General features: G+C 58.7%; 17 protein-coding genes. 15 read left to right on the top strand and 2 right to left on the bottom strand.

Annotated elements, in window-relative coordinates:
• Positions 1-196 precede the first annotated feature (196 nt).
• From DW870_RS08725 to hflX, 15 genes are all read left to right on the top strand, one after another.
• Positions 197-1,867, top strand: a complete 1,671-nt coding sequence (locus tag DW870_RS08725; protein WP_117877509.1) for a ribonuclease J — start codon at positions 197-199, stop codon at positions 1,865-1,867.
• 1 nt (position 1,868) lies between these two features.
• A complete protein-coding gene (locus DW870_RS08720; protein WP_233547415.1) occupies positions 1,869-4,649 on the top strand; it encodes a DNA translocase FtsK in 2,781 nt (926 codons plus the stop codon).
• Positions 4,649-6,160, top strand: a complete 1,512-nt coding sequence (locus DW870_RS08715; protein WP_117877507.1) for a RodZ family helix-turn-helix domain-containing protein — start codon at positions 4,649-4,651, stop codon at positions 6,158-6,160. The genes DW870_RS08720 and DW870_RS08715 overlap by 1 nt, the downstream gene beginning before the upstream one ends.
• Before the next feature lie 26 nt (positions 6,161-6,186).
• On the top strand, positions 6,187-6,684 hold the full coding sequence (locus DW870_RS08710; protein WP_022094699.1) for a YajQ family cyclic di-GMP-binding protein: 498 nt from the start codon (positions 6,187-6,189) through the stop codon (positions 6,682-6,684).
• Between the two features lie 27 nt (positions 6,685-6,711).
• Positions 6,712-8,061 carry a 30S ribosomal protein S12 methylthiotransferase RimO gene (rimO, locus tag DW870_RS08705; RefSeq protein ID WP_117877505.1) on the top strand — a complete coding sequence of 450 codons (1,350 nt, stop codon included), beginning with the start codon at positions 6,712-6,714 and terminating at the stop codon, positions 8,059-8,061.
• 99 nt (positions 8,062-8,160) lie between these two features.
• Complete coding sequence (gene pgsA, locus DW870_RS08700; protein ID WP_233546877.1) at positions 8,161-8,709, top strand: CDP-diacylglycerol--glycerol-3-phosphate 3-phosphatidyltransferase; 549 nt, start codon at positions 8,161-8,163, stop codon at positions 8,707-8,709.
• A 12-nt stretch (positions 8,710-8,721) separates the two neighbouring features.
• Complete coding sequence (locus DW870_RS08695; RefSeq protein WP_117766613.1) at positions 8,722-9,252, top strand: CinA family protein; 531 nt, start codon at positions 8,722-8,724, stop codon at positions 9,250-9,252.
• 257 nt (positions 9,253-9,509) lie between these two features.
• Positions 9,510-10,658, top strand: coding sequence for a recombinase RecA (gene recA / locus DW870_RS08690; RefSeq protein ID WP_099431786.1), 1,149 nt, complete (start codon positions 9,510-9,512; stop codon positions 10,656-10,658).
• Between the two features lie 11 nt (positions 10,659-10,669).
• Positions 10,670-11,362 (top strand): regulatory protein RecX, encoded by a 693-nt coding sequence (locus tag DW870_RS08685; RefSeq protein ID WP_117564289.1) that lies wholly within the window; start codon positions 10,670-10,672, stop codon positions 11,360-11,362.
• A gap of 257 nt (positions 11,363-11,619) precedes the next feature.
• On the top strand, positions 11,620-13,170 hold the full coding sequence (gene rny / locus DW870_RS08680; protein ID WP_117629182.1) for a ribonuclease Y: 1,551 nt from the start codon (positions 11,620-11,622) through the stop codon (positions 13,168-13,170).
• 1 nt (position 13,171) lies between these two features.
• A complete protein-coding gene (locus DW870_RS08675) occupies positions 13,172-14,257 on the top strand; it encodes an ATP-binding protein (RefSeq protein ID WP_117877503.1) in 1,086 nt (361 codons plus the stop codon).
• Between the two features lie 74 nt (positions 14,258-14,331).
• Entirely contained in the window at positions 14,332-14,649 is a 318-nt protein-coding gene (locus DW870_RS08670; protein WP_117877501.1) for a stage V sporulation protein S, read from the top strand.
• 45 nt (positions 14,650-14,694) lie between these two features.
• Positions 14,695-16,065, top strand: a complete 1,371-nt coding sequence (gene miaB, locus DW870_RS08665) for a tRNA (N6-isopentenyl adenosine(37)-C2)-methylthiotransferase MiaB (RefSeq protein WP_117877499.1) — start codon at positions 14,695-14,697, stop codon at positions 16,063-16,065.
• On the top strand, positions 16,065-17,003 hold the full coding sequence (gene miaA / locus DW870_RS08660) for a tRNA (adenosine(37)-N6)-dimethylallyltransferase MiaA (RefSeq protein WP_117877497.1): 939 nt from the start codon (positions 16,065-16,067) through the stop codon (positions 17,001-17,003). Before miaB ends, miaA begins: the two co-directional genes overlap by 1 nt.
• Positions 17,003-18,292 carry a GTPase HflX gene (gene hflX, locus DW870_RS08655; RefSeq protein ID WP_117877495.1) on the top strand — a complete coding sequence of 430 codons (1,290 nt, stop codon included), beginning with the start codon at positions 17,003-17,005 and terminating at the stop codon, positions 18,290-18,292. Before miaA ends, hflX begins: the two co-directional genes overlap by 1 nt.
• Here hflX and DW870_RS08650 read toward each other — a convergent pair.
• Together DW870_RS08650 and lexA are read right to left on the bottom strand one after the other, a co-directional pair.
• Complete coding sequence (locus tag DW870_RS08650; protein ID WP_117877493.1) at positions 18,277-18,981, bottom strand: heparan-alpha-glucosaminide N-acetyltransferase; 705 nt, start codon at positions 18,979-18,981, stop codon at positions 18,277-18,279. The two genes, hflX and DW870_RS08650, sit on opposite strands and share 16 nt — an antisense overlap.
• The gene (lexA, locus tag DW870_RS08645) at positions 18,981-19,625 is read right to left on the bottom strand and encodes a transcriptional repressor LexA (protein ID WP_040359862.1); all 645 of its coding nucleotides are present in this window, start codon (positions 19,623-19,625) and stop codon (positions 18,981-18,983) included. Before lexA ends, DW870_RS08650 begins: the two co-directional genes overlap by 1 nt.
• Positions 19,626-19,637: the final 12 nt, after the last annotated feature.

Here is a 19,637-nt window from a genome sequence, read left to right as displayed (position 1 = left end):
ACCAGACCGGCGGGATAGATCGGTTCAGATGGGGCTTTGATGCATGGGTGGTCTGTTGTTGTGCAAATGGGTATCATACTGTGGTTATTGCATCGACTCTGCGATGCATGTTTGTACGTTCCCGGCGGTCGGTTTGCCAGAAGCGCCCCGTCGGTTGTTCCAGACCCGTTTCGAAGAAAGGAAACCACACTAACCTATGGCAGCTAAAAAATCATCTCCCTTGAAGATCATCCCGCTTGGCGGCCTTGACGGCATCGGCAAGAATATGACGGTCTTCGAGTGCGGCGACGACATGGTGCTCGTCGACGCCGGCCTCATGTTCCCGGATGACTCCCAGCCTGGTATCGACCTGGTGCTTCCCGACTACACCTATGTTCTGGAGAACGAGGAGAAGCTCCGCGGTATCGTCGTCACTCACGGCCACGAGGACCACACCGGTTCGCTTCCGTATCTGCTGCAGGACCTCAACAATAAGGTGCCCATCTTCTCGAGCAAGCTGACGCTTGGCTTTATCGAGGGCAAGCTTTCTGAGTTCCGCATCCGCGCACCCAAGTTCCGCGAGGTCAAGGGCGGCAGCCATGTCAACCTCGGCGGCATCTCGCTCGACTTCTTCTCGATGACGCACTCCATCCCCGGCGCTCTGGGCGTGTTCATCCGCACCAATCAGGGCACCGTTATGCACACCGGCGACTTTAAGCTCGACCAGACGCCCATCGATGGCGTTACGCCCGACTATGCCGCTATCAGCCGCTTTGCCAAGCAGGGCATCGACCTGCTGCTTTCCGACTCCACCAACGCCACGGTTCCCGGCTTTACCAAGTCCGAGGCCGAGGTTGGTCCCAACCTGCTGCACGCCATCAAGAACGCCCCGGGTCGCGTGTTCGTCGCATCGTTCTCGAGCCACATCCATCGTTTGCAGCAGATCTGCGATGCCGCCCGCAAGTGCGGCCGTAAGGTCGTTGTGACCGGTCGCTCCATGCTCACGAACACCCGCGTGGCGCGCGAGCTCGGTTATCTCAACATCGATGATGCCGATATCATCGATGCCTTCGATATTGATAACCTGCCTGACGACAAGATCGTCGTCATGTGCACTGGTTCGCAGGGCGAGCCGCTGTCGGCCCTGTCCCGCATGGCCAATGGCGAGCACAAGACGCTCTCCATCCACGAGGGCGATACCGTTATCCTCTCGGCAACTCCCGTTCCCGGCAACGAGAAGGCCGTCCAGCAGGTCGTCAACAGCCTGGCCAAGCTCGGCTGCGACGTGTGGGATAAGAACCGCGCTCTCGTCCACGTCTCGGGTCACGGTAGCCAGGAGGAGCTCAAGCTTCTGATGGTCATGGCCAAGCCTACGTACTTTATGCCGGTCCACGGCGAGGCCGTGCATCTGCGCGCCCATGCCCAGCTGGCCCGCAAGATGGGTCTCAAGGACGATCATATCTTTATCCTCGATAACGGCGACACGCTCGAGATGCGCGGTGGTATCGTCAAGCGCGGTACGCCCGTCGAGTCCGGTGTCGTTTACGTCGACGGCCTGCGTATCGGCGATACCGACCCCATCGTCCTGCGCGATCGCCAGAAGCTCGCCAACGACGGTATGGTCACGGCCGTTGCCATCGTCTCCCTCAAACACAAGAAGATCGAGGCCATCGAGTTCTCGGGCCGCGGCGTCTCGTTTGCCATTGACGACCAGTTCTCCGAGGATGCCTCCGCGTCCATTATGAAGACGATCGAGAAGGGTAAGTTTAGCTTTACCAGCAGCGGTTCCGATGCCATTCGCAAGGCCGTGCGCGATTCGCTCTCTAACTTTATCTGGAGCCGTACGCGCACCCGTCCGATGATCATCCCGGTCGTCATGGAGGTTTAGTTTGGCGCGCGGATCTGCACAAAACGCCAAAGGCAATAAGGCCAATAACCAACCGGCATCTGCTAAGGGTGCCGGTTCCCATCTGCGTGCCAATAAGGGCCACGAGTCCGAGTTCGATGAGTTTGAGCCCTTGGTCGAGCCTTCGGCCAATCGCGATATCGCCGGTGTGGTCATCGCCGTTTTGGCGATCGCGTCCTTCATTGCCGTGATCTCTCCGGCAACAGCGCCCGTGACGGCTGCGGTTGCCGGTTTCTACCACCTGGGCTTTGGTCTGGGCGCCTACGTGCTGCCGATCGTCATCTTGCTGTTTGCCGCCACGCTCTTTTTGGGTGAGGACTCGCCGCTCAACGTGCGCTCTGTTGCGGGCGGCGCCTTGGTCTTTATCGCTGTCGTCTCCATTCTTTCGCTGATGGTGCCGGGCACGAGCGATTCGTGCGACCTTATGTTTACGCCGCAGAACCTTTCCGTGTCGGGCGGCTACATTGGCGCCTTTATCGCAAGTGCCTTGCAAAACGCCTTGGGTAAACCTATCGCCATGGTTGTCCTGCTAGGGCTTGTCGTCGTTGGTTTGGTCATTTTCGGCTTTTCGGTGGGTGGCGTTTTGCGCTCCGCACGCGATCGCGCTGCCGATTTTGCCGAGCGTCGACGTGCCGATGTCAATGCGAGCCCGTGGGGCGATGAAGAGGCCCTGTCTGTTCCCGGCGTCGCTCGTCCGCACCTGAGCATTTTGCGCCAGAAGGGGACTGACGCCGCGGTGACCACGGTCATGGGTGGCGATGTCGACCCGGTTTTGGATGACGACGAGGACGATGACCCGTTTGTCGACGTATCCGAGTCGGTTGAAGCCGAGCGGGCCAAGACCACGCTGCTGCCGCGCCGTCATGCCAAGAAGGGCAAGACGGTTCCCAAGCTCAATACGAGTGAGCCCGACCCGTCTTGGTCCGATAGCGAGATTGAGCTCACCGAGGGCGATGACGAGGACGACGAGGCTCCGATTGAGACCGCAAAGACAACTTTGCTGCCGCGTCGCCATGCAAAGCGCGGCCAGGTCACCGGACAGCTTTCGATGGAGGACGATCCGGACAAGGTTGACGAGTCCGAGCCGCCGTTTTCCGTGAATCCCGTCTCGGCCGCCCCCCAGATCCCCGACTTCCTGAAGCACCCCAAGGTCGCTGACGCCTCAACCTCTACGGCCTCTGCCGCTCCTGCTGCGGCTGACAATGGGGGAGCGAGCGACACCGCAACTGACGCCGAGGGCGAAGAAGAGGACGGCCTCAAGCTTCCGCCGCTCGAAATCCTGCATGCCAACCCGCAGTCGGCTTCTGCCGCGTCTTCGGACAAGGAGCTGGAGCAGACCGCTGAGTCACTGCAATCCACCTTGCTTGAGTTTGGCCGCAGTGCCCGCGTGGTCGGCTGGATCGCCGGCCCCACGGTGACGACCTTTAAGCTGCAGCCCGGTGAGGGCGAGCGTGTGAGCAAAATCTCGAGCCTCGAGGACGATATCGCGCTTTCGCTCGCTGCCCAGTCGGTGCGTATCTTTGCCCCGATCCCCGGCACCTCGCTCGTGGGCATCGAGATTCCCAACCGCAAGCGCCAGAACGTCAATCTGGGCGACGTGCTGCCCTATGTGAAGGGCGGTCCGCTCGAGCTCGCTATCGGCCGTGACGCCGAGGGCACGCCGGTCGTCGCCGACCTCGCCAAGATGCCTCACCTGTTGATCGCCGGTACGACCGGTTCTGGTAAGTCGGTGATGATCAATTCCATCATCACGACCTTGCTCATGCGCGCCCTTCCCGAGGACGTTCGCCTGATCATGGTCGACCCCAAGCGCGTCGAGCTTGCGGGCTATAACGGTCTGCCGCATCTCTATGTGCCCGTGGTGACCGAGCCCAAGCAGGCCGCGAGCGCCCTGCAGTGGGCCGTGTCCGAAATGGAGCGCCGCCTGAAGGTATTCGAACGCCTCAACGTCCGTAAGATTTCGACCTATAACGAAAAGCAGGCCGCCGGCGAGTTTGAGCATTACGACAACCCGCCGCAAAAGATGCCCTACCTGGTCATTATCATTGACGAGCTCTCTGACCTGATGATGGTCGCCGGTAAGGATGTCGAGGCCTCGATCGTGCGTATTGCACAGCTGGGCCGCGCCGCCGGTATTCACCTTATCGTTGCCACGCAGCGCCCCAGCTCCAACGTGGTGACGGGCCTTATCAAGGCCAACATCACCAACCGCATCGCCTTTAACGTCGCCACGGGCATCGACTCGCGCGTCATCATCGACCAGATGGGTGCCGAGAAGCTCACCGGTTTGGGCGACATGCTGTTCTCCAAGGTCGACTGGGGCAAGCCCCGCCGTATCCAGGGCTGCTTTGTCTCGGACGACGAAATCAACGAGATTGTCGAGTTCGTCAAGTCGCAGAGCGAGCCCGACTACCACGAGGAGATTCTGTCCGCCGTGGCGCCCGCTTCCATGTCCATGGCTGGTGGCGGCGGCATTGTCCGCACCGGAGTCGCCGAGCCGCAAGACGATGATCCGCTCATTTGGGAAGCCGCCCATATTGTGGTGGAATCGCAGCTGGGCTCCACATCTGGCCTGCAACGCCGCCTGAAGGTTGGCTATGCGCGTGCCGGGCGTATTATGGACATGCTGGAAGAAAAGGGTGTCGTCGGCCCGCCCGACGGTTCCAAGCCGCGCGAGGTCCTGTTGGACGAGGAGGGGCTTGCCGCGCTGGAATCTGTCGACGCCGAGATGGCACGTGAAGATCGTGAGTTTGGAGGATTCTGATGGCTGCACGCTTTGGTGACATGCTGCTCGAGCAGCGTCGCCGAATGGGCCTTTCCATTCAGCAGGTCGCCAACACCATCAAAATCAGGCCGCAGATCATCGAGTTTTTCGAGACCGGTAACTTTGCTTCGATGCCGCCGCGCGGCTATGCGCAGGGCATGATTTCGAGCTATGCTCGTTTTTTGGGCCTCAATCCGCGCGAGGTCGTCAATGCCTACTTTGACGACCTGATGGCATACGAACGCGAGACGTCGCAGCAGGGCGGTCGTTTTCAGGATGCCGCCGGCTACGTCAATTCGCGTTCCTCTGTCGATAACGGGCGCTTCCTGATGGTTCAGGGTGGTCGCTCAACGCGTTATGGTCAGCGTCCGCAGCAGGCTGGCTATATTACCGAGACGGGGTCCAGTGAGGAAATCCGTTCTCAGCGCGATCGTTTCCGCAGCACGCCTATGCCCGACGATCGTGCGCTTCCCGCTGCCCGCGGTGTGGTGCGCGATCCCCGTGTCGGCTACGGAGATGGCGGCTATTCCGATCGTGGCTACCGTGGTGTCTCTGCCGGTCGTGCTCTCGGCGGCTATGCGGACGCCGATGCCACGCAGGTGACGCCGCGTCTTCGCTCTCAATCACAGCCGTATGGCCAGCGCTCTTCGGCTCCGCGTGCGGGCCAGCGTGGCTATCAAGGCCGCGGTGAACTTGCGCCCCGCTCGGGTCAGCGCAGCCTTCAGGGCCAGGGTGGCTATCGCGGCCGTTCCGACAGCAATCGTGGTCGTATGCCTCAGGGAGGCGGCCGCAGCAGTTCCAGTCGTGGACGCGGCGGTTCCCGTACTCCTCAAAACAACGGTCTCGATCCGCGTATCGTCTACGCCGGCATCGGTGCCGTGGCGTTGCTGCTGATCGTGCTCATCGTGGTACTTCTGCGCGGCTGCGCATCTTCGACGCCCGAGACCACGCCCGAGACGCCCGCTGTTACCAAGACGACGACCAAGAAGTCTTCTAAGAAGACTGAAACGGTCGACGAGGACGAAGACACCGATGAGGCGACGGATGAGTCGACCGATTCGGACGCCACCAAGACGACGGCTAAAAAGGAAGAAAACGAGGTAACGAAGGTCAAGGTCTCCGTTGCCAAGGGAAAGACCGCCTGGATTGAGGTCAAGGTTGATGGCAAGTCGGTCTATGGCGCCCAGGCGACTGGCCCCTTTGAGCAGGAGTACACGCCTGAGTCCTCGATCGAGATCACCACGTCCAAGCCTTCCGATGTCACCGTTACCAAGAACGGCGAAAAGGTCCGTTACGATACCAAGACTTCGGGCGTGGCGCGTGTGACGATCACCGTTCCCAAGAAGGAGACGACTGGTTCCGAGAATGGTGAAAGTTCTGATGGTACCGACACCACCGATGGTACCGACACCACCGACGGCACCGATGCCCAGTCCACGGATGGCGCCGATACCGCAACTGACGGCCAGACGCCCACCGATTCTACCGACTATTCGTACGATAGCTACTAAGCCGCTCGTACGCGAAAGGAAACATCATGGCTAAAGATTCCAGCTTCGACGTCGTTTCCGAGGTCAACATGCAAGAGGTCGACAACGCCTTCCAGCAAACCACGCGCGAGATTTCCCAGCGCTATGACCTGAAGGATTCCGGCGCCACGATCGAGCTTTCGAAGGGCGACAAGCTCTTTACGATCAACGCCCCGGCCGACTTTGTCTCCAAGCAGATTATCGACGTGCTGAGCTCCAAGCTCATCAAGCGCGGCATCGACCTCAAGGCTGTCTCGTGGGATGCTCCGCAGGCGGCATCGGGCGGCACCGTTCGCGTGCTCGGCCATATCGTCGAGGGTATCGACCAGGCGACCGCCAAGAAGATCAACAAGGACATCAAGGACCAAAAGCTCAAGGTCAAGGTGACTATCGAGGCCGACAAGCTGCGTGTTTCCTCTGCTTCGAAGGACGCGTTGCAGACCGTGATCCAGTTCCTGCGCGACCAGGACTACGGCCAGCCGCTGCAGTTCACCAACTACCGCTAATATCATTCGAAAGGACTGCTCTCCAACATGGATACACCGTTGGGCTCCGTGCTCTACATCACCCTCGGGTGCGCTAAGAACGAGGTTGACACCGACCGCATGCGTTCTCTTTTGACCGCCGCGGGCTACGAGGAGGCATTCGACCCGCAGGATGCCGATATCGCCATCGTCAATACATGCTCGTTCCTCGCCTCCGCAACGTCCGAGAGCATCGAGACCACGCTCGAGCTCGCCAACGAGGTTCAGGACGGCGTTCGTTCTTGCCCCATCGTCATGTGCGGCTGTGTGCCGTCGCGCTATGGCGACGATCTGCCCGATGAGCTGCCCGAGGTCGCTGCCTTTGTGAAGGCCGACGAGGAGGATGGCATCGTGGCGGTCATCGATGGCGTGCTGGGCGTCGAGCGCGAGATTGCCGCCTATATTCCGCAGGTCAAGCGCACCGTCGAGGGCGCTGTCGCCTACGTCAAGATTTCCGATGGCTGCAACCGCTTCTGCAGCTTCTGCATGATTCCCTATATTCGCGGTCGCTATCATTCGCGAAATGCCGAGAGCATTATCTCCGAGGTGCGCGACCTGGTTGCCGGTGGCGTGCGAGAGGTCGTGCTGATCGGCCAGGACACTGGCATCTGGGGCACCGACTTTGCGGATGGTGACGTCGCCGAGGGCTCGCCGCGCAATCTGGCGCAGCTGCTGCGCGCCGTAGCCGAGGCCGTGCGCCCGCACAACGTCTGGGTCCGTGTTCTCTACCTGCAGCCCGAGGGCATGACTGACGAGCTTATCGAGACGATTCGTGATACGCCCGAGGTGCTGCCCTATATCGATATCCCCGTGCAGCACTGCGACGCGCGCATCCTCAAGGCTATGCGCCGTTCTGGTTCGCGCCAGGAGCTCGAGGACCTGTTCCGCGATCTGCGTGAGCGTATCCCCGGCATCGTGATCCGTTCCACGGCCATGGTCGGCTTCCCGACCGAGACCGACGACGAGTTCCGCGACCTTATCGACTTTATGGACACCGTCGGCTTTGACTACACGAGCGTCTTTGCCTACTCGCAGGAGGAGGGCAGCCTGGCCGCTAAGATGGAGGGTCAGGTCGATGAGGAGGTCAAGCTCGAGCGCGCCCAGGAGGCCATGGACCTGGCCGAGTCGCTCGGTTTTGCCGCCACCGCCGCACATGTGGGCGAGCGCGCCCAGGTGATTGTCGACGGCATCGAGGAGACCGAGGACGGCGCCGAGCTGATCGGCCATGCTTGGTTCCAGGCGCCCGATTCCGATGGCGCGGTGCACTTGGACGCCAGCGAGGCGTCCGTGGGCGATATTCTGACGGTCGAGTTTACCGATAGCTTCTGCTATGAGCTTATCGGCCATGTTGTGGAGTAGGAGAGCATCGTGGCAAACGAGAGCAATAAGGAACTGACGAGTGTTTGGACGCCCGCCAACATCGTGACGTGCGTTCGCATCGTCTTTATCCCGGTGTTCATGATCGTGTCGGCGCTTTCTCACACGAGTGTTGCCGGTACAGATTGGAGCACCTTCGACGGCCCGCTCGCCGCCGCTGCCTTCATTCTGTATGTGATCCTGTCGTGCACCGATAAGGTCGACGGTTATCTGGCGCGTTCGCGCAATGAGATTACCGACTTCGGTAAATTCTTGGACCCCATTGCCGATAAGCTGCTGGTGTTCTCGGCTCTGCTGCTGTTCTTGGATTTTGGCGCTGTGACCGTGTGGTCCGTGTTCATTATCCTGTTCCGTGAGCTTCTGGTGAGCGCCCTTCGCATGGTCGCGAGTGCCGCCGGCGTGGTCGTTGCCGCCGATAAGCTTGGCAAGTACAAGACGGCGACCACGATGGTCTCCATCTGCGGTTACCTGTGCGTCTTTGCGATGACCGGCCTCCAGTTGGGGCCTGCGGAGCTGTTGCTCGGTGTCTATGGCGTTTCGCGCTTCCTGTACGCCGTTGCCGTTGTCCTGACCGTTATCTCGGGCGCCCAGTACTTCTGGAACTGCCGCAAGATCGTCTTTTCGGTCTAGGTCCTGGTGGGTATGACGGACTCTTTTGAGCAGATTTCCGCACATAACGAGGAGCTGGCGCGTCATATTGTCGAGCGCGCGAGCGCTCGGGGCGTGACGGTTTCGACGGCTGAGTCGCTGACAGCAGGTATGATCGCCTCGACGATCGCCGATATCCCGGGCGCCTCGGCGGTGCTGCGTGGCGGTGCGGTGACCTACTGCGATGAGATCAAGCATCGCGTTTTGGGTGTTGATCAGGAGACGCTTGACCGCTATACCGCGGTGTCGCATCAGACCGCGCGCGAGATGGCGGCGGGTTCGCTGGAGCTGTACCAGAGCGATATTGCAGTGAGCGCAACGGGTTATGCCGGCCCCGGCGGCGGCACTGAGGACGATCCGGCTGGCACTTTCTATATTGGCTGGGCGTATCGCGCGGCTGATGGGGAAGTGCCGGTCGTGGACTCTGTGCGCTGCCACTATGAGGGCGACCGTTCGTGTGTTCGTGCCCATGCGGTCGCGGAGGCATTGGGACGCATTGCCCTTGTGCTCAACTCTATGAAATAGACGTGTTTTAAGGGGCCTTAGGGCCCCTTAATTGTGGAGATAGGGACCCCTGACGAATTTAGCGTTTGCGCCGGTTATAGGTGTATTCTTGCCTTCTTTGTTCTTATTCGGCCCTTTGTGGTCAAGCATTTGGTCAGTGTTTGGTCGGCGTTTGGTTGGGTTTTGGAAAGACTGCCTGCATATGATTGGCCTGAACGGTTGACCACGAACAGCCGTTCGTTTACTATCAATGCAGGTTGTTAAGAGGAGGGCTATTCATGGCCAAGAATTCAGGTCCCGTACGTACCGTTCATGCACCCACGACGGGTAAAGAGCGCGAAGAGATGATCGCTACCACCAAGGCCGAGATCGAGAAGAAGTTCGGTCAAGGCTCCATCATGAGGTATGGTGACGGCGGCCCCGAGCTTGAGGTTGAGGCCATCCCCACGGGCGCTCTGGCACTCGATGCCGCTCTGGGTATCGGCGGTGTGCCGCGCGGCCGTATCGTCGAGATTTACGGTCCAGAGTCCTCCGGTAAGACGACGCTTTCGCTCGAGATCCTGGCCGAAGCCCAGGCAATGGGTGGCGTGGTGGCATTTATCGATGCCGAGCACGCGCTCGATCCCACGTATGCCGCGCGCATTGGCGTGGATATCGACGAGGTACTGATTTCCCAGCCTGATACGGGTGAGCAGGCGCTCGAGATTGTTGACATGCTCGTGCGTTCCGGCGCCATCGATGCCATCGTCGTCGACTCCGTCGCCGCGCTGACCCCGCGTGCCGAGATCGAGGGAGAGATCGGCGATACCACGGTCGGTTTGCAAGCTCGTCTGATGAGTCAGGCGCTCCGCAAGCTCGCCGGCTCGCTGTCCAAGTCCAACACGACATGCATCTTCATTAACCAGCTGCGAGAGAAGATCGGCGTCATGTTCGGCAACCCCGAGACCACGACGGGCGGCCGCGCCCTTAAGTTCTTCTCTTCGGTGCGTATCGACATTCGCCGCATCGACAGCATTAAGCTTAAGGATGAGGTTATCGGTAACCGCGTGCGTGCCAAGGTCGTTAAGAACAAGGTGGCAGCTCCGTTCCGTTCTGCTGAGTTCGACATCATGTACGGTACGGGCATCTCTAAGGAGGGCTCGATTCTGGACATGGCTGTCGAGTGCGGCATTTGCAAGAAGATGGGCTCCTGGTTTGCCTATGGCGAGGACAAGCTCGGCAACGGTCGCGAGGCCGCCAAGGCGTTCCTGCGCGAACACCCCGATTGCGCCGACGAGATTGAGCATAAGGTCCGCCTTGCCTGCGGGCTTGAGTTTGATGACGATGCTCCGTCCGAGGTCGAGCTGACCGATCAGCCTGCGCCTGAGGAGTTTGACGAGCTTTACGCCATCGATGGTTCCGCCATGCTCGATGATGACGACGAGTAGCGGTTACGCTCATGTCGTATACGGTGACCGAGGCCACGGTCGTCTTTCCCGATAAGAAGGCGGCCTCCTCGTTCTCAAGCGGGTATGCGTCCAAAAAGCCTTGCGCACATATCGATTGTGAGCTTGAGGGCGGTTTTGAGCGGTCCATTTGGATTCCCGTGCGGGTCGCGCGCCTGTATGTCAAAAATCGCCCCGATCTTCCCTGTGATTGGGATAACTTTCGTGAAGCGGTGCAGCTCATCGAGCGTAAATGTGCACTTACCATGGTGACCGAGATGCTATCGCGACGCGACCATGCGACGGGTGAGGTCTGTGACAAGTTGGCACGCTACGGCTTTCGCCAGCCCGCGATCGATTTCGCCGTCGAGCGCGCCACCGAGTATCGCTTTTTAGACGAGAACCGCTTTTGCTCGTACTTTATCGAGGAACGCAAGCGGCGCGGTTGGGGACAGCGTAAAATCGAGACCGAGCTCAAGCGCCGTCATGTCGTGCTCGATGACATTCCCGGTTATCCGGAGGATTATTTTGCCGTCGAAGACGATTTGGCGCGTGCGTCAGCCCTGCTCGCCAAGCGGCGTGTTCCAGAGACGCGCGGATTCGAAAAACTGGTTCGGTTTTTGATGGGCAAGGGCTTCTCGTATCACATCGCCGCCGATGCCGTTAAGGCACGTCTCGATGCCGAACGTGAGGAATGTGCGGTTTAGGCGTATGCGTTTTGTGGCCCTGCCGTTCACCGCGTTTTAGCCGCCGTGCTGGGGCCATTTATTTGACAGTTGTTGTGGTTCAACGTACGATAAACACTGTCATTTGCTTTGTGATATGTGCTCATCTGTGATGAGTTTGTTTATATGTTTATCTGTATCCGACCCGCATAAGCTGCGCCCATATTACTCAAATGTCGCGAGCCGTTCGTAAGGACGGTTCGCTTTGTTGTGTAACGAATCCATAAAAAGGAGTGAGCATGCCTATCATCGCAGCGCTCGTTGGCATCATTTTGGGTGCCATCGCCGCCATTGCCTACATGCGCACCGCCAAGCAGGGTAGTCTTCACGAGGCCGACGAAAAGATCCAGTCGGCACACGCACAGGCTGAGTCCCTGATCGGTGATGCCAAGCGTCAGGCCGAGACCCTCAAAAAAGAGGCTCTGCTCGAGGCTAAAGAGGAGATCATCAAGAACAAGCAGGCCGCCGAGGCCGAGGACAAGCAGCGTAAGAACGAGATTCGTACGCTCGAGAACCGCGTGATGCAGCGCGAGGAATCCCTCGATCGCCGCAACGACGCTCTCGACAAGCGCGAGCATCAGCTGTCCAGCCAGGCCGGTCAGGTCGAGAAGCGCTCCCGTGAGCTCGAGGAGCTCTGCGCAAAGCAGACCTCCGAGCTCGAGCGTATCGCCGACCTTACCCGCGAGGACGCCCACAAGGAGCTCCTCGATAAGGTTCGCGGCGAGGTCACCCACGAGGCCGCCACGATCATTCGCGAGTCCGAGCAGCAGGTTCGCGCCGAGTGCCACAAGACCGCCCAGGAGATTCTGTCTCTGGCGATTCAGCGCTGCGCTGCCGACCACACTGCCGAGGTCACCGTTACCTCCGTGCACATTCCCTCTGATGACCTCAAGGGCCGTATCATCGGTCGCGAGGGTCGCAACATCCGGACCTTCGAGCAGGTTTCCGGCGTCAACCTCGTGATCGACGACACGCCCGAGACCGTCGTTCTTTCGAGCTTCGACCCGGTCCGTCGTGAGACCGCCCGTGTCGCCCTCGAGAACCTAATCGCCGACGGCCGCATTCACCCTGCCCGTATCGAGGAGATGTATCACAAGGCCGCTGACCTGGTTCAGCAGCGCGTGCGCGAGGCTGGCGAGCAGGCTGCCTTCGATACCGGCATCCACGATCTGCACCCCGAGATCGTCAAGACCCTTGGTGCCCTGCGCTACCGTACCTCGTTTGGTCAGAACGTGCTTCAGCATTCCCTCGAGGTCTCTGATCTGTGCGGCGTGATGGCTTCCGAGCTTGGCCTGGACGTTGTGACCGCCAAGCGCGCCGGCCTGCTTCATGACCTGGGCAAGGCAATCGACCACGACGTCGAGGGCCCGCATGCCGTCATCGGCGCCGAGCTTGCCCGCCGTTATGGCGAGAAGCCTGTTATCGTCCACGCTATTGAGGCTCACCATGCCGATGTCGACCCCAACACGGTGCTCGATGTCCTGGTGCAGGCCGCCGATGCTGTCTCTGCCTCTCGCCCCGGTGCCCGTCGCGAGTCTGCCGAGAACTACATCAAGCGTCTTGAGAAGCTCGAGGAGATCGCCAACTCCCATGACGGCGTCGAACGTACCTATGCCATGCAGGCCGGTCGCGAGGTCCACGTCATGGTCCAGCCGGACAAGATCTCCGATGCCCAGTCCACGGTTCTGGCTCACGATATCGCCCATCAGATCGAGGAAGAGATGGAGTATCCCGGTCAGGTGCGCGTCGTCGTGATTCGCGAGAGCCGCGCTGTCGATATCGCTAAATAACATGAGCGACGCGAACGAGCTCATCTCATTTATCGCGTCGATGTCGGGGGAGGGCAACCTTCGCGTCGAGGAGAACCTTGGCGAGGGGTATGTCCGCCTCCGCGTTTCGGAGGCCGAGCGGCGCCAGGCTAAGCACGACATTCAGCATGTCGAGGACATCGTCATCGAAATGCTCCGTAATGCTCGCGATGCCGGCGCCGACAAGGTCTATCTCGCCACGACCAAGGAAGATGGCGTCCGCACGCTTGTCTTTCTGGATAACGGTTCTGGCGTTCCGCAGGATATGCAAGAGCGAATCTTTGATGCCCGCGTTACCTCCAAGCTCGAGAGCATGAAGATGGACCGTTGGGGCGTTCACGGTCGTGGCATGGCATTGTTTTCGATCAAGCAGAACGCCGACGAGGCCCGTGTGGTCACGTCCGGCGTCGATCTTGGTTCAGCCTTCAAGGTGAGCGTTGCGGCCGACCGCCTCAGTGAGCGTGCCGATCAGTCCAGCTGGCCCCAGGCCGTCAAGGATGAGGACGGATGTTATGTCTGCGCTCGCGGTCCACATAATATTATTCGCGCTGCTTGTGAGTTTGCGCTCGAGGAGTTGCGTGGTTGCGATGTCTATCTCGGTTCTCCGTCTGAGATTGCCGCGACCCTTTATGCTCAAGCGTCAAGTCGGCTCGATACGTCTCGTCTCCTGTTCATTGATGACGAGAGCGAGCTTCCGGTTGTCGATCGTTTAGGCCTTGCTTCTGATGCCGAGGACTTTATCCGTATTTGTTCGGGTTTGGGTCTTGAGATGTCCGAGCGCACGGCCCATCGCATTTTGGCAGGGCAGATTAAGCCCGTTCGCGGTGTGACCGCGCGTCTGCTGCGCGAGCGTGATTCGTCCTCGCATGCGCCGGCTCCTGTCGATCTCGCGAAGGATCGTCGCGGGCTACGTATTGCCAAGGATGACATGGCACAGTTTTCGCGTGCTGTGGAGCGCGACTTTAATGACCTTGCCGCCCGGTACTATCTCAACCTTTGCGGTGACCCAAAGATCCGTGTTTCGCGTGATCGAATCACCGTGACCTTTGATCTTGCCAAAGAGGAATAGTGCCTTTACCGAGTCCACTCGGTACGATACAGTTATTGCAGTTAAAACGTACTTTTAAATGCAGGAGTTTCTTCATGGATTGCCTGAAGGTATCAAGCAAATCATCGCCCGCGTCCGTTGCCGGCGCCATCGCCGGCATGGTCAAGGATGGTGTACCCGTCAACATCCAGTGTGTCGGCGCCGGTGCCGTCAACCAGGCCATTAAGGCCGTTGCTATCGCGCGCGGTTTTTTGATTCCAACCGGTTTTGATATTTCCTGCGCGCCCGTGTTCTCCGACATCCTCATTAACGGGGAGTCGCGCACGGCCATCCGCCTTTCTATCTATGTTCACCAGATCAATCGAGCTACTATGGATAACGTCGTCATGGATGATGTTAAGCCTGTGGCATAGCTTCTGCTTGCTTTGTTTCGCTCCCCATCGTTAGGACTTATGCACATGGACCAGCGTTCCGTACGCGATATTCTTGCCGGTAAAACCTACTTTATCCGCACCTTTGGCTGCCAGATGAATCAGCACGACTCCGAGCGTGTGAGCGGTCTGCTTGATTCATATGGCTGCCTCATGGCGCTCGATCCTGCGCATGCCGATATCGTTGTCTTCATGACGTGCTGCGTGCGCGAGGCCGCCGATACTCGCCTGTACGGTCAGTGCAATTCCTGTAAAAGCCTGCCGCCTTCGCCTTCGGGCAAGCGCGTGGTTGCCGTTGGCGGTTGCATCGCGCAGCGCGATGGCGAGGGCCTGCTCACCAACGTCGATAACGTCAACGTCATCTTCGGTACACATTCCATCGCGCATGTGGCCGAGCTCATTGCCGAGGCGTTCCTTGATGGTAAGCGTCATATCCGCACCAATGAGCATGAGGATACGGATGCCATGAGCATGCCGTGGCATCGCGAGACTCAGTATCACGCCTGGGTGCCCATCATGACGGGCTGCAATAATTTCTGCACCTATTGCATCGTGCCGTACGTGCGCGGTCGCGAAAAGAGCCGCCCCTTCGAGGAGATTGTCGACGAGGTGACCGGTTTGGTGCGCCGGGGCGTGCGTGAGATTACGCTGCTGGGCCAAAACGTTAACTCATATGGTCGCGATCTGTTTGGCAAGCCGCGTTTTGCCGATCTGCTGCGTGCCGTGGGCAATACGGGCGTGGAGCGCATCTTCTTTACGTCTTCGCATCCCAAGGACCTGTTGCCCGAGACCATCGACGCCATGGCCGAGACGCCTGCCGTTATGCCGCAGCTGCACTTGGCCGTCCAGTCAGGTTCGACGCGGATCCTCAAAGAGATGAATCGCCGTTATACACGCGAGGACTATCTGGGCCTTGTCGATCGCATTCGCAACCGCATGCCCGATATCGCGCTCTCGACCGACATTATCGTTGGCTTCCCGGGTGAGACTGAAGAAGACTTTGAGCAGACGCTCTCACTTGCCGAGACGGTCCGCTATGCTCAGGCCTATACCTTCATCTATTCCAAGCGTGCCGGTACCCCGGCCGCCGAGATTGACGATCCTACGCCGCATGAGGTTATTCTCGAGCGTTTCAACCGCCTGGTTAAGGTTATCGAGACCACGGCACACGAGTATAACCAGGGTGAGCTTCATACTGTGGTTCCGGCGCTCATTGAGGGAACGAGTAAAAAGAACGACGCGGTCCTGCTGGGCAAGAGTCCCAAGAATCAGACCGTGCATGCGCCTATCCCCGAGGGGTACAGTATCGATCAGCTTGTTGGCAAGATCGTTGATGTTGACGTTGACGTTGCCAAGACCTGGTATTTGTCCGGCTCCGTTGTGGGCGAGCCGCGCTAATGGTTTCTCCCGGGTCAGGTCTTTCCGCCGTTGCGATCGTCGGTCCGACGGCGGTTGGTAAGAGTGATGTTGCCGACCGTTTGGCAGCTCGTCTTTCGTCCGAAGTGCTGTCGTGCGATGCGATGCAAATCTATCGCGGCATGGACATCGGTACCGCAAAGATGGCGCCCGATGAGTGCACGGCGCCGCTGCGTCTCGTCGACATTGTAGAGCCGGGTGTGGCATATTCTGCTGCGCTTTATCAGGCCGACGCTCGCGCGCATGTTGAACGTCTCCTTGGTTCGGGTTGCCTGCCGGTTTTTTGCGGAGGTACGGGGCTGTATCTCAAGGCCGCCCTCGATGAGATGGACTTTCCCTCGGGTGAACTTGAGGACGATCGTCGTGCGGGCTATCAGGAGCTTGCCGAGCGTATTGGCGAGGAAGAACTGCATGCCTTGCTTGCCGAGCGCGATCCAGAATCGGCTGCTGTTATTCATCCCCATAACGTGCGCCGTGTGATTCGTGCGCTCGAGATGAATGATGATGGTATCTCCTATGCACAGCAAAAAAGTCAGTTTAGTGTTCCGCGCGAGCATTATCATGCCCTATGGTTTGGTTTGACGCGTAATCGCGAGGTGCTCTACGAGCGCATTAATCTGCGCGTCGATCTGATGTTTGAGCAGGGTCTTGTCGATGAGGTCCGTGGTCTTATGGACCAGGGGCTGGGAGATGCCCTGACGTCGATGCAGGCAATTGGTTATAAAGAGATCATCGATGCTTTCAATGGCATGATGAGCATGGATGAGGCCCGCGAACTCATTAAGATGCGTTCGCGTCGTTATGCCAAGCGTCAGCTTTCGTGGTTTAAGCGCGATGACCGTATCGTGTGGTTTGATATGGATGAATGTACGATCGATGAGGTCGTTGAGGATATCCTGCATCGTATTGAGGCTGCCTAATGGCCCGTTTCCCCCTTGTTCCCACGGCACCCGAGCCCGAGCGTGCCATTTTAGTTGGTGTTGAGTGGCGCGACAATGCATGGCCACACGATCGCTCGCTTGATGAGCTGGAGCGTCTTGCCCACACAGCTGGTGCCCAGTGCGTGGCACGTTTGTCGCAGCGTTTGGTAAAGCCGTATCCTAAATCGTTTATCGGTTCCGGTAAGGTTGAAGAGCTGTGCGGCCTGGTGCATCGCATGGATGCCGATGTCGTTATTTTTGACGACGACCTGACCCCCTCGCAGCAATCCTATTTGGAGAAAGCCGTGGGCGAGCCGGTAAAGATTATCGATCGTACTGCACTGATCCTGGATATCTTTGGCCTGCATGCTCAGACGCGTGAGGGACGCCTGCAGGTACAGCTGGCACAGCTTCAATATTTGTTGCCTCGCCTGCGTGGCATGTGGAGCCATCTCGCTAAGGAGCAGACGCGCGGCGGCATCGGCTCACGTTTTGGTCAGGGCGAAAGTCAGCTCGAGGTCGACCGTCGCCTCATTCGTAATAAGATCGCTGCGCTTCGTCGTGAGCTCAAGCAGGTTGAACAGCGTCGCGATGTTCAATCCAAGAGTCGCATTGAGTCCCCGGCGTTTCGCGTCGCGTTAGCCGGTTATACCAATGCCGGTAAATCGACGTTACTCAATCGTCTGACCGGCTCTACGGTACTTTCGCAGGACAAGCTGTTTGCTACGCTCGACCCGACGACGCGTTCGTATCGTCTGCCCGGCGGTCGCGGCATGACGATTACCGATACCGTCGGCTTTATTCAAAAGCTGCCCCATGGTCTGGTCGATGCCTTTAAATCGACGCTGTCCGAGGTTTTGGGTGCCGATCTAATTCTCAAAGTCGTAGATGCGTCCGACGAGGACTATGAGCGGCAGCTGGAGGCTGTCGACCGCGTGCTTGATGAGATCGGCGCCGGAGAGCGTTTAACGCTTACCGTATTCAATAAAATCGATCTTCTCGATAGCGTCGATCAATTGAGTTTCCGTCGTCGCTATCCGGAGGCCGTTCTGTTCTCGGCCCAAACGGGCGAGGGGCTCGACGATCTCGTCGACCGGATTGCTCGCGAGGCAGCTGCCACTGATGTGTTGCTCTCCGCTGATATCCCGTATCGTGAGGGCGCTCTCATCACGCTGGTGCATGAGCAGGGAACCCTTCTGCATGAGGAATATCTCGAGGACGGCGTTCGCATTGTGGCGAAACTGCCGGCTCGTATTGCACCGCGGCTCGAGCGTTATCGCACCGAGTAGACGATCTCCAAAATGCCCAGAATGATGGGCTGATGCAGCAGATAAAAGGGGAGAGCGTGACGTCCAAGGCTGGCGAGCGCCGGCAGGGGGTTGGCGTAGGCCCAGCTAGGGACGGTCTTATCGATACTCTTCGCTATGTGTGCGGCGAAGTATCCTGCAAGATACATAAAGATAAACGGGATGATGGGGTAGTAATCACCTGAGGCAAACCCAGGGCTCGGAAATCCCAGCCACGCCAGGTAGGGGACAGGGTAGATCGTTTTGGGGATGCTCCAGGTGAGGGCGAACAACACAAGGCATAGGGGCATGCCCCATCTCGCCGTTATCTTCTTAAGGACGGGATCGGTCAACGCCACGATGCCGGTGCATGCGGCCATGCAGTAGATGATGCCAAAATTAACCGAATCGTCGAATGAGACAAGTGTTGTTGCCAACCAGACAACGAGTGCTGCTAAGGCGTATTTGGCGGCACGTTTGATATTGTTGCGCGAAAGAGTGCACATCCAACCCGCGATAAACAAAAATACCCAGCTGATGCTGGCGCGCCAGACGTCTTGAAAGACAGTCTGGGTAAACCAAGGCATATCCCAGCCGTACAGGTAGGCGAGATCATAGCAAGCGTGAAAACCTGCCATAGAAATCATCGTAAACCCGCGGACGGTATCAAAGATGGTTATGCGTTTTTGCATTACGAGAACCGGCGCATCAAGCCGACGACTTTGCCCAGGATAACAGGATTCGTTGCATAGATAGGTTCCATGGTGTCGTTCTCGGGCTGCAAGCGCACACGCCCCTGCTCCTTGTAGAACGTCTTGACGGTCGCCGAACCATCAATCATGGCCACGACAATTTCGCCGTTCATGGCACTCTTTTGTTCACGGACGATGATGTAATCGCCATTGAAGATGCCGACATTGATCATTGAGCTCCCATGCACCTCAAGGATAAAGGAACCCTGATCAGTGGCGATTTCGGTCGGGATAGTAAACGTGTCTTCGATATTCTGCTCGGCCAGAATGGGAATCCCAGCCGCGACGCGACCAACGAGCGGTAGCGAGACCGTTCCGCGAGGTGCGGTGGGCTCGTCAGATTTGGAAATTGAGACAGAGGAACCATCCTCGTTAAAGAGTTCCAGGGCGCGCGGCTTGGTGGCATCGCGCTTGAGTAGCCCGCGCGCCTCCAGGGCAGAGAGATGGGCGTGCACGGTGCTGGGGGAGGAAAGGCCCACGGCAGAAGCCATCTCGCGCACGCTGGGCGGATAACCCTTCTCCTGCTGATATTCCTTGATGAAGTCGTAAATTTGCTGCTGACGCTTGGTAATTTTGCGAGCCATCAGGGCATCCTC

Source organism: Collinsella sp. AM38-1BH, assembly GCF_003467545.1.
Classification (GTDB): Bacteria; Actinomycetota; Coriobacteriia; order Coriobacteriales; family Coriobacteriaceae; genus Collinsella.
The sequence above is the reverse complement of the archived record's forward strand: the minus strand, read 5'-3'. Positions and strand labels throughout refer to the sequence as shown.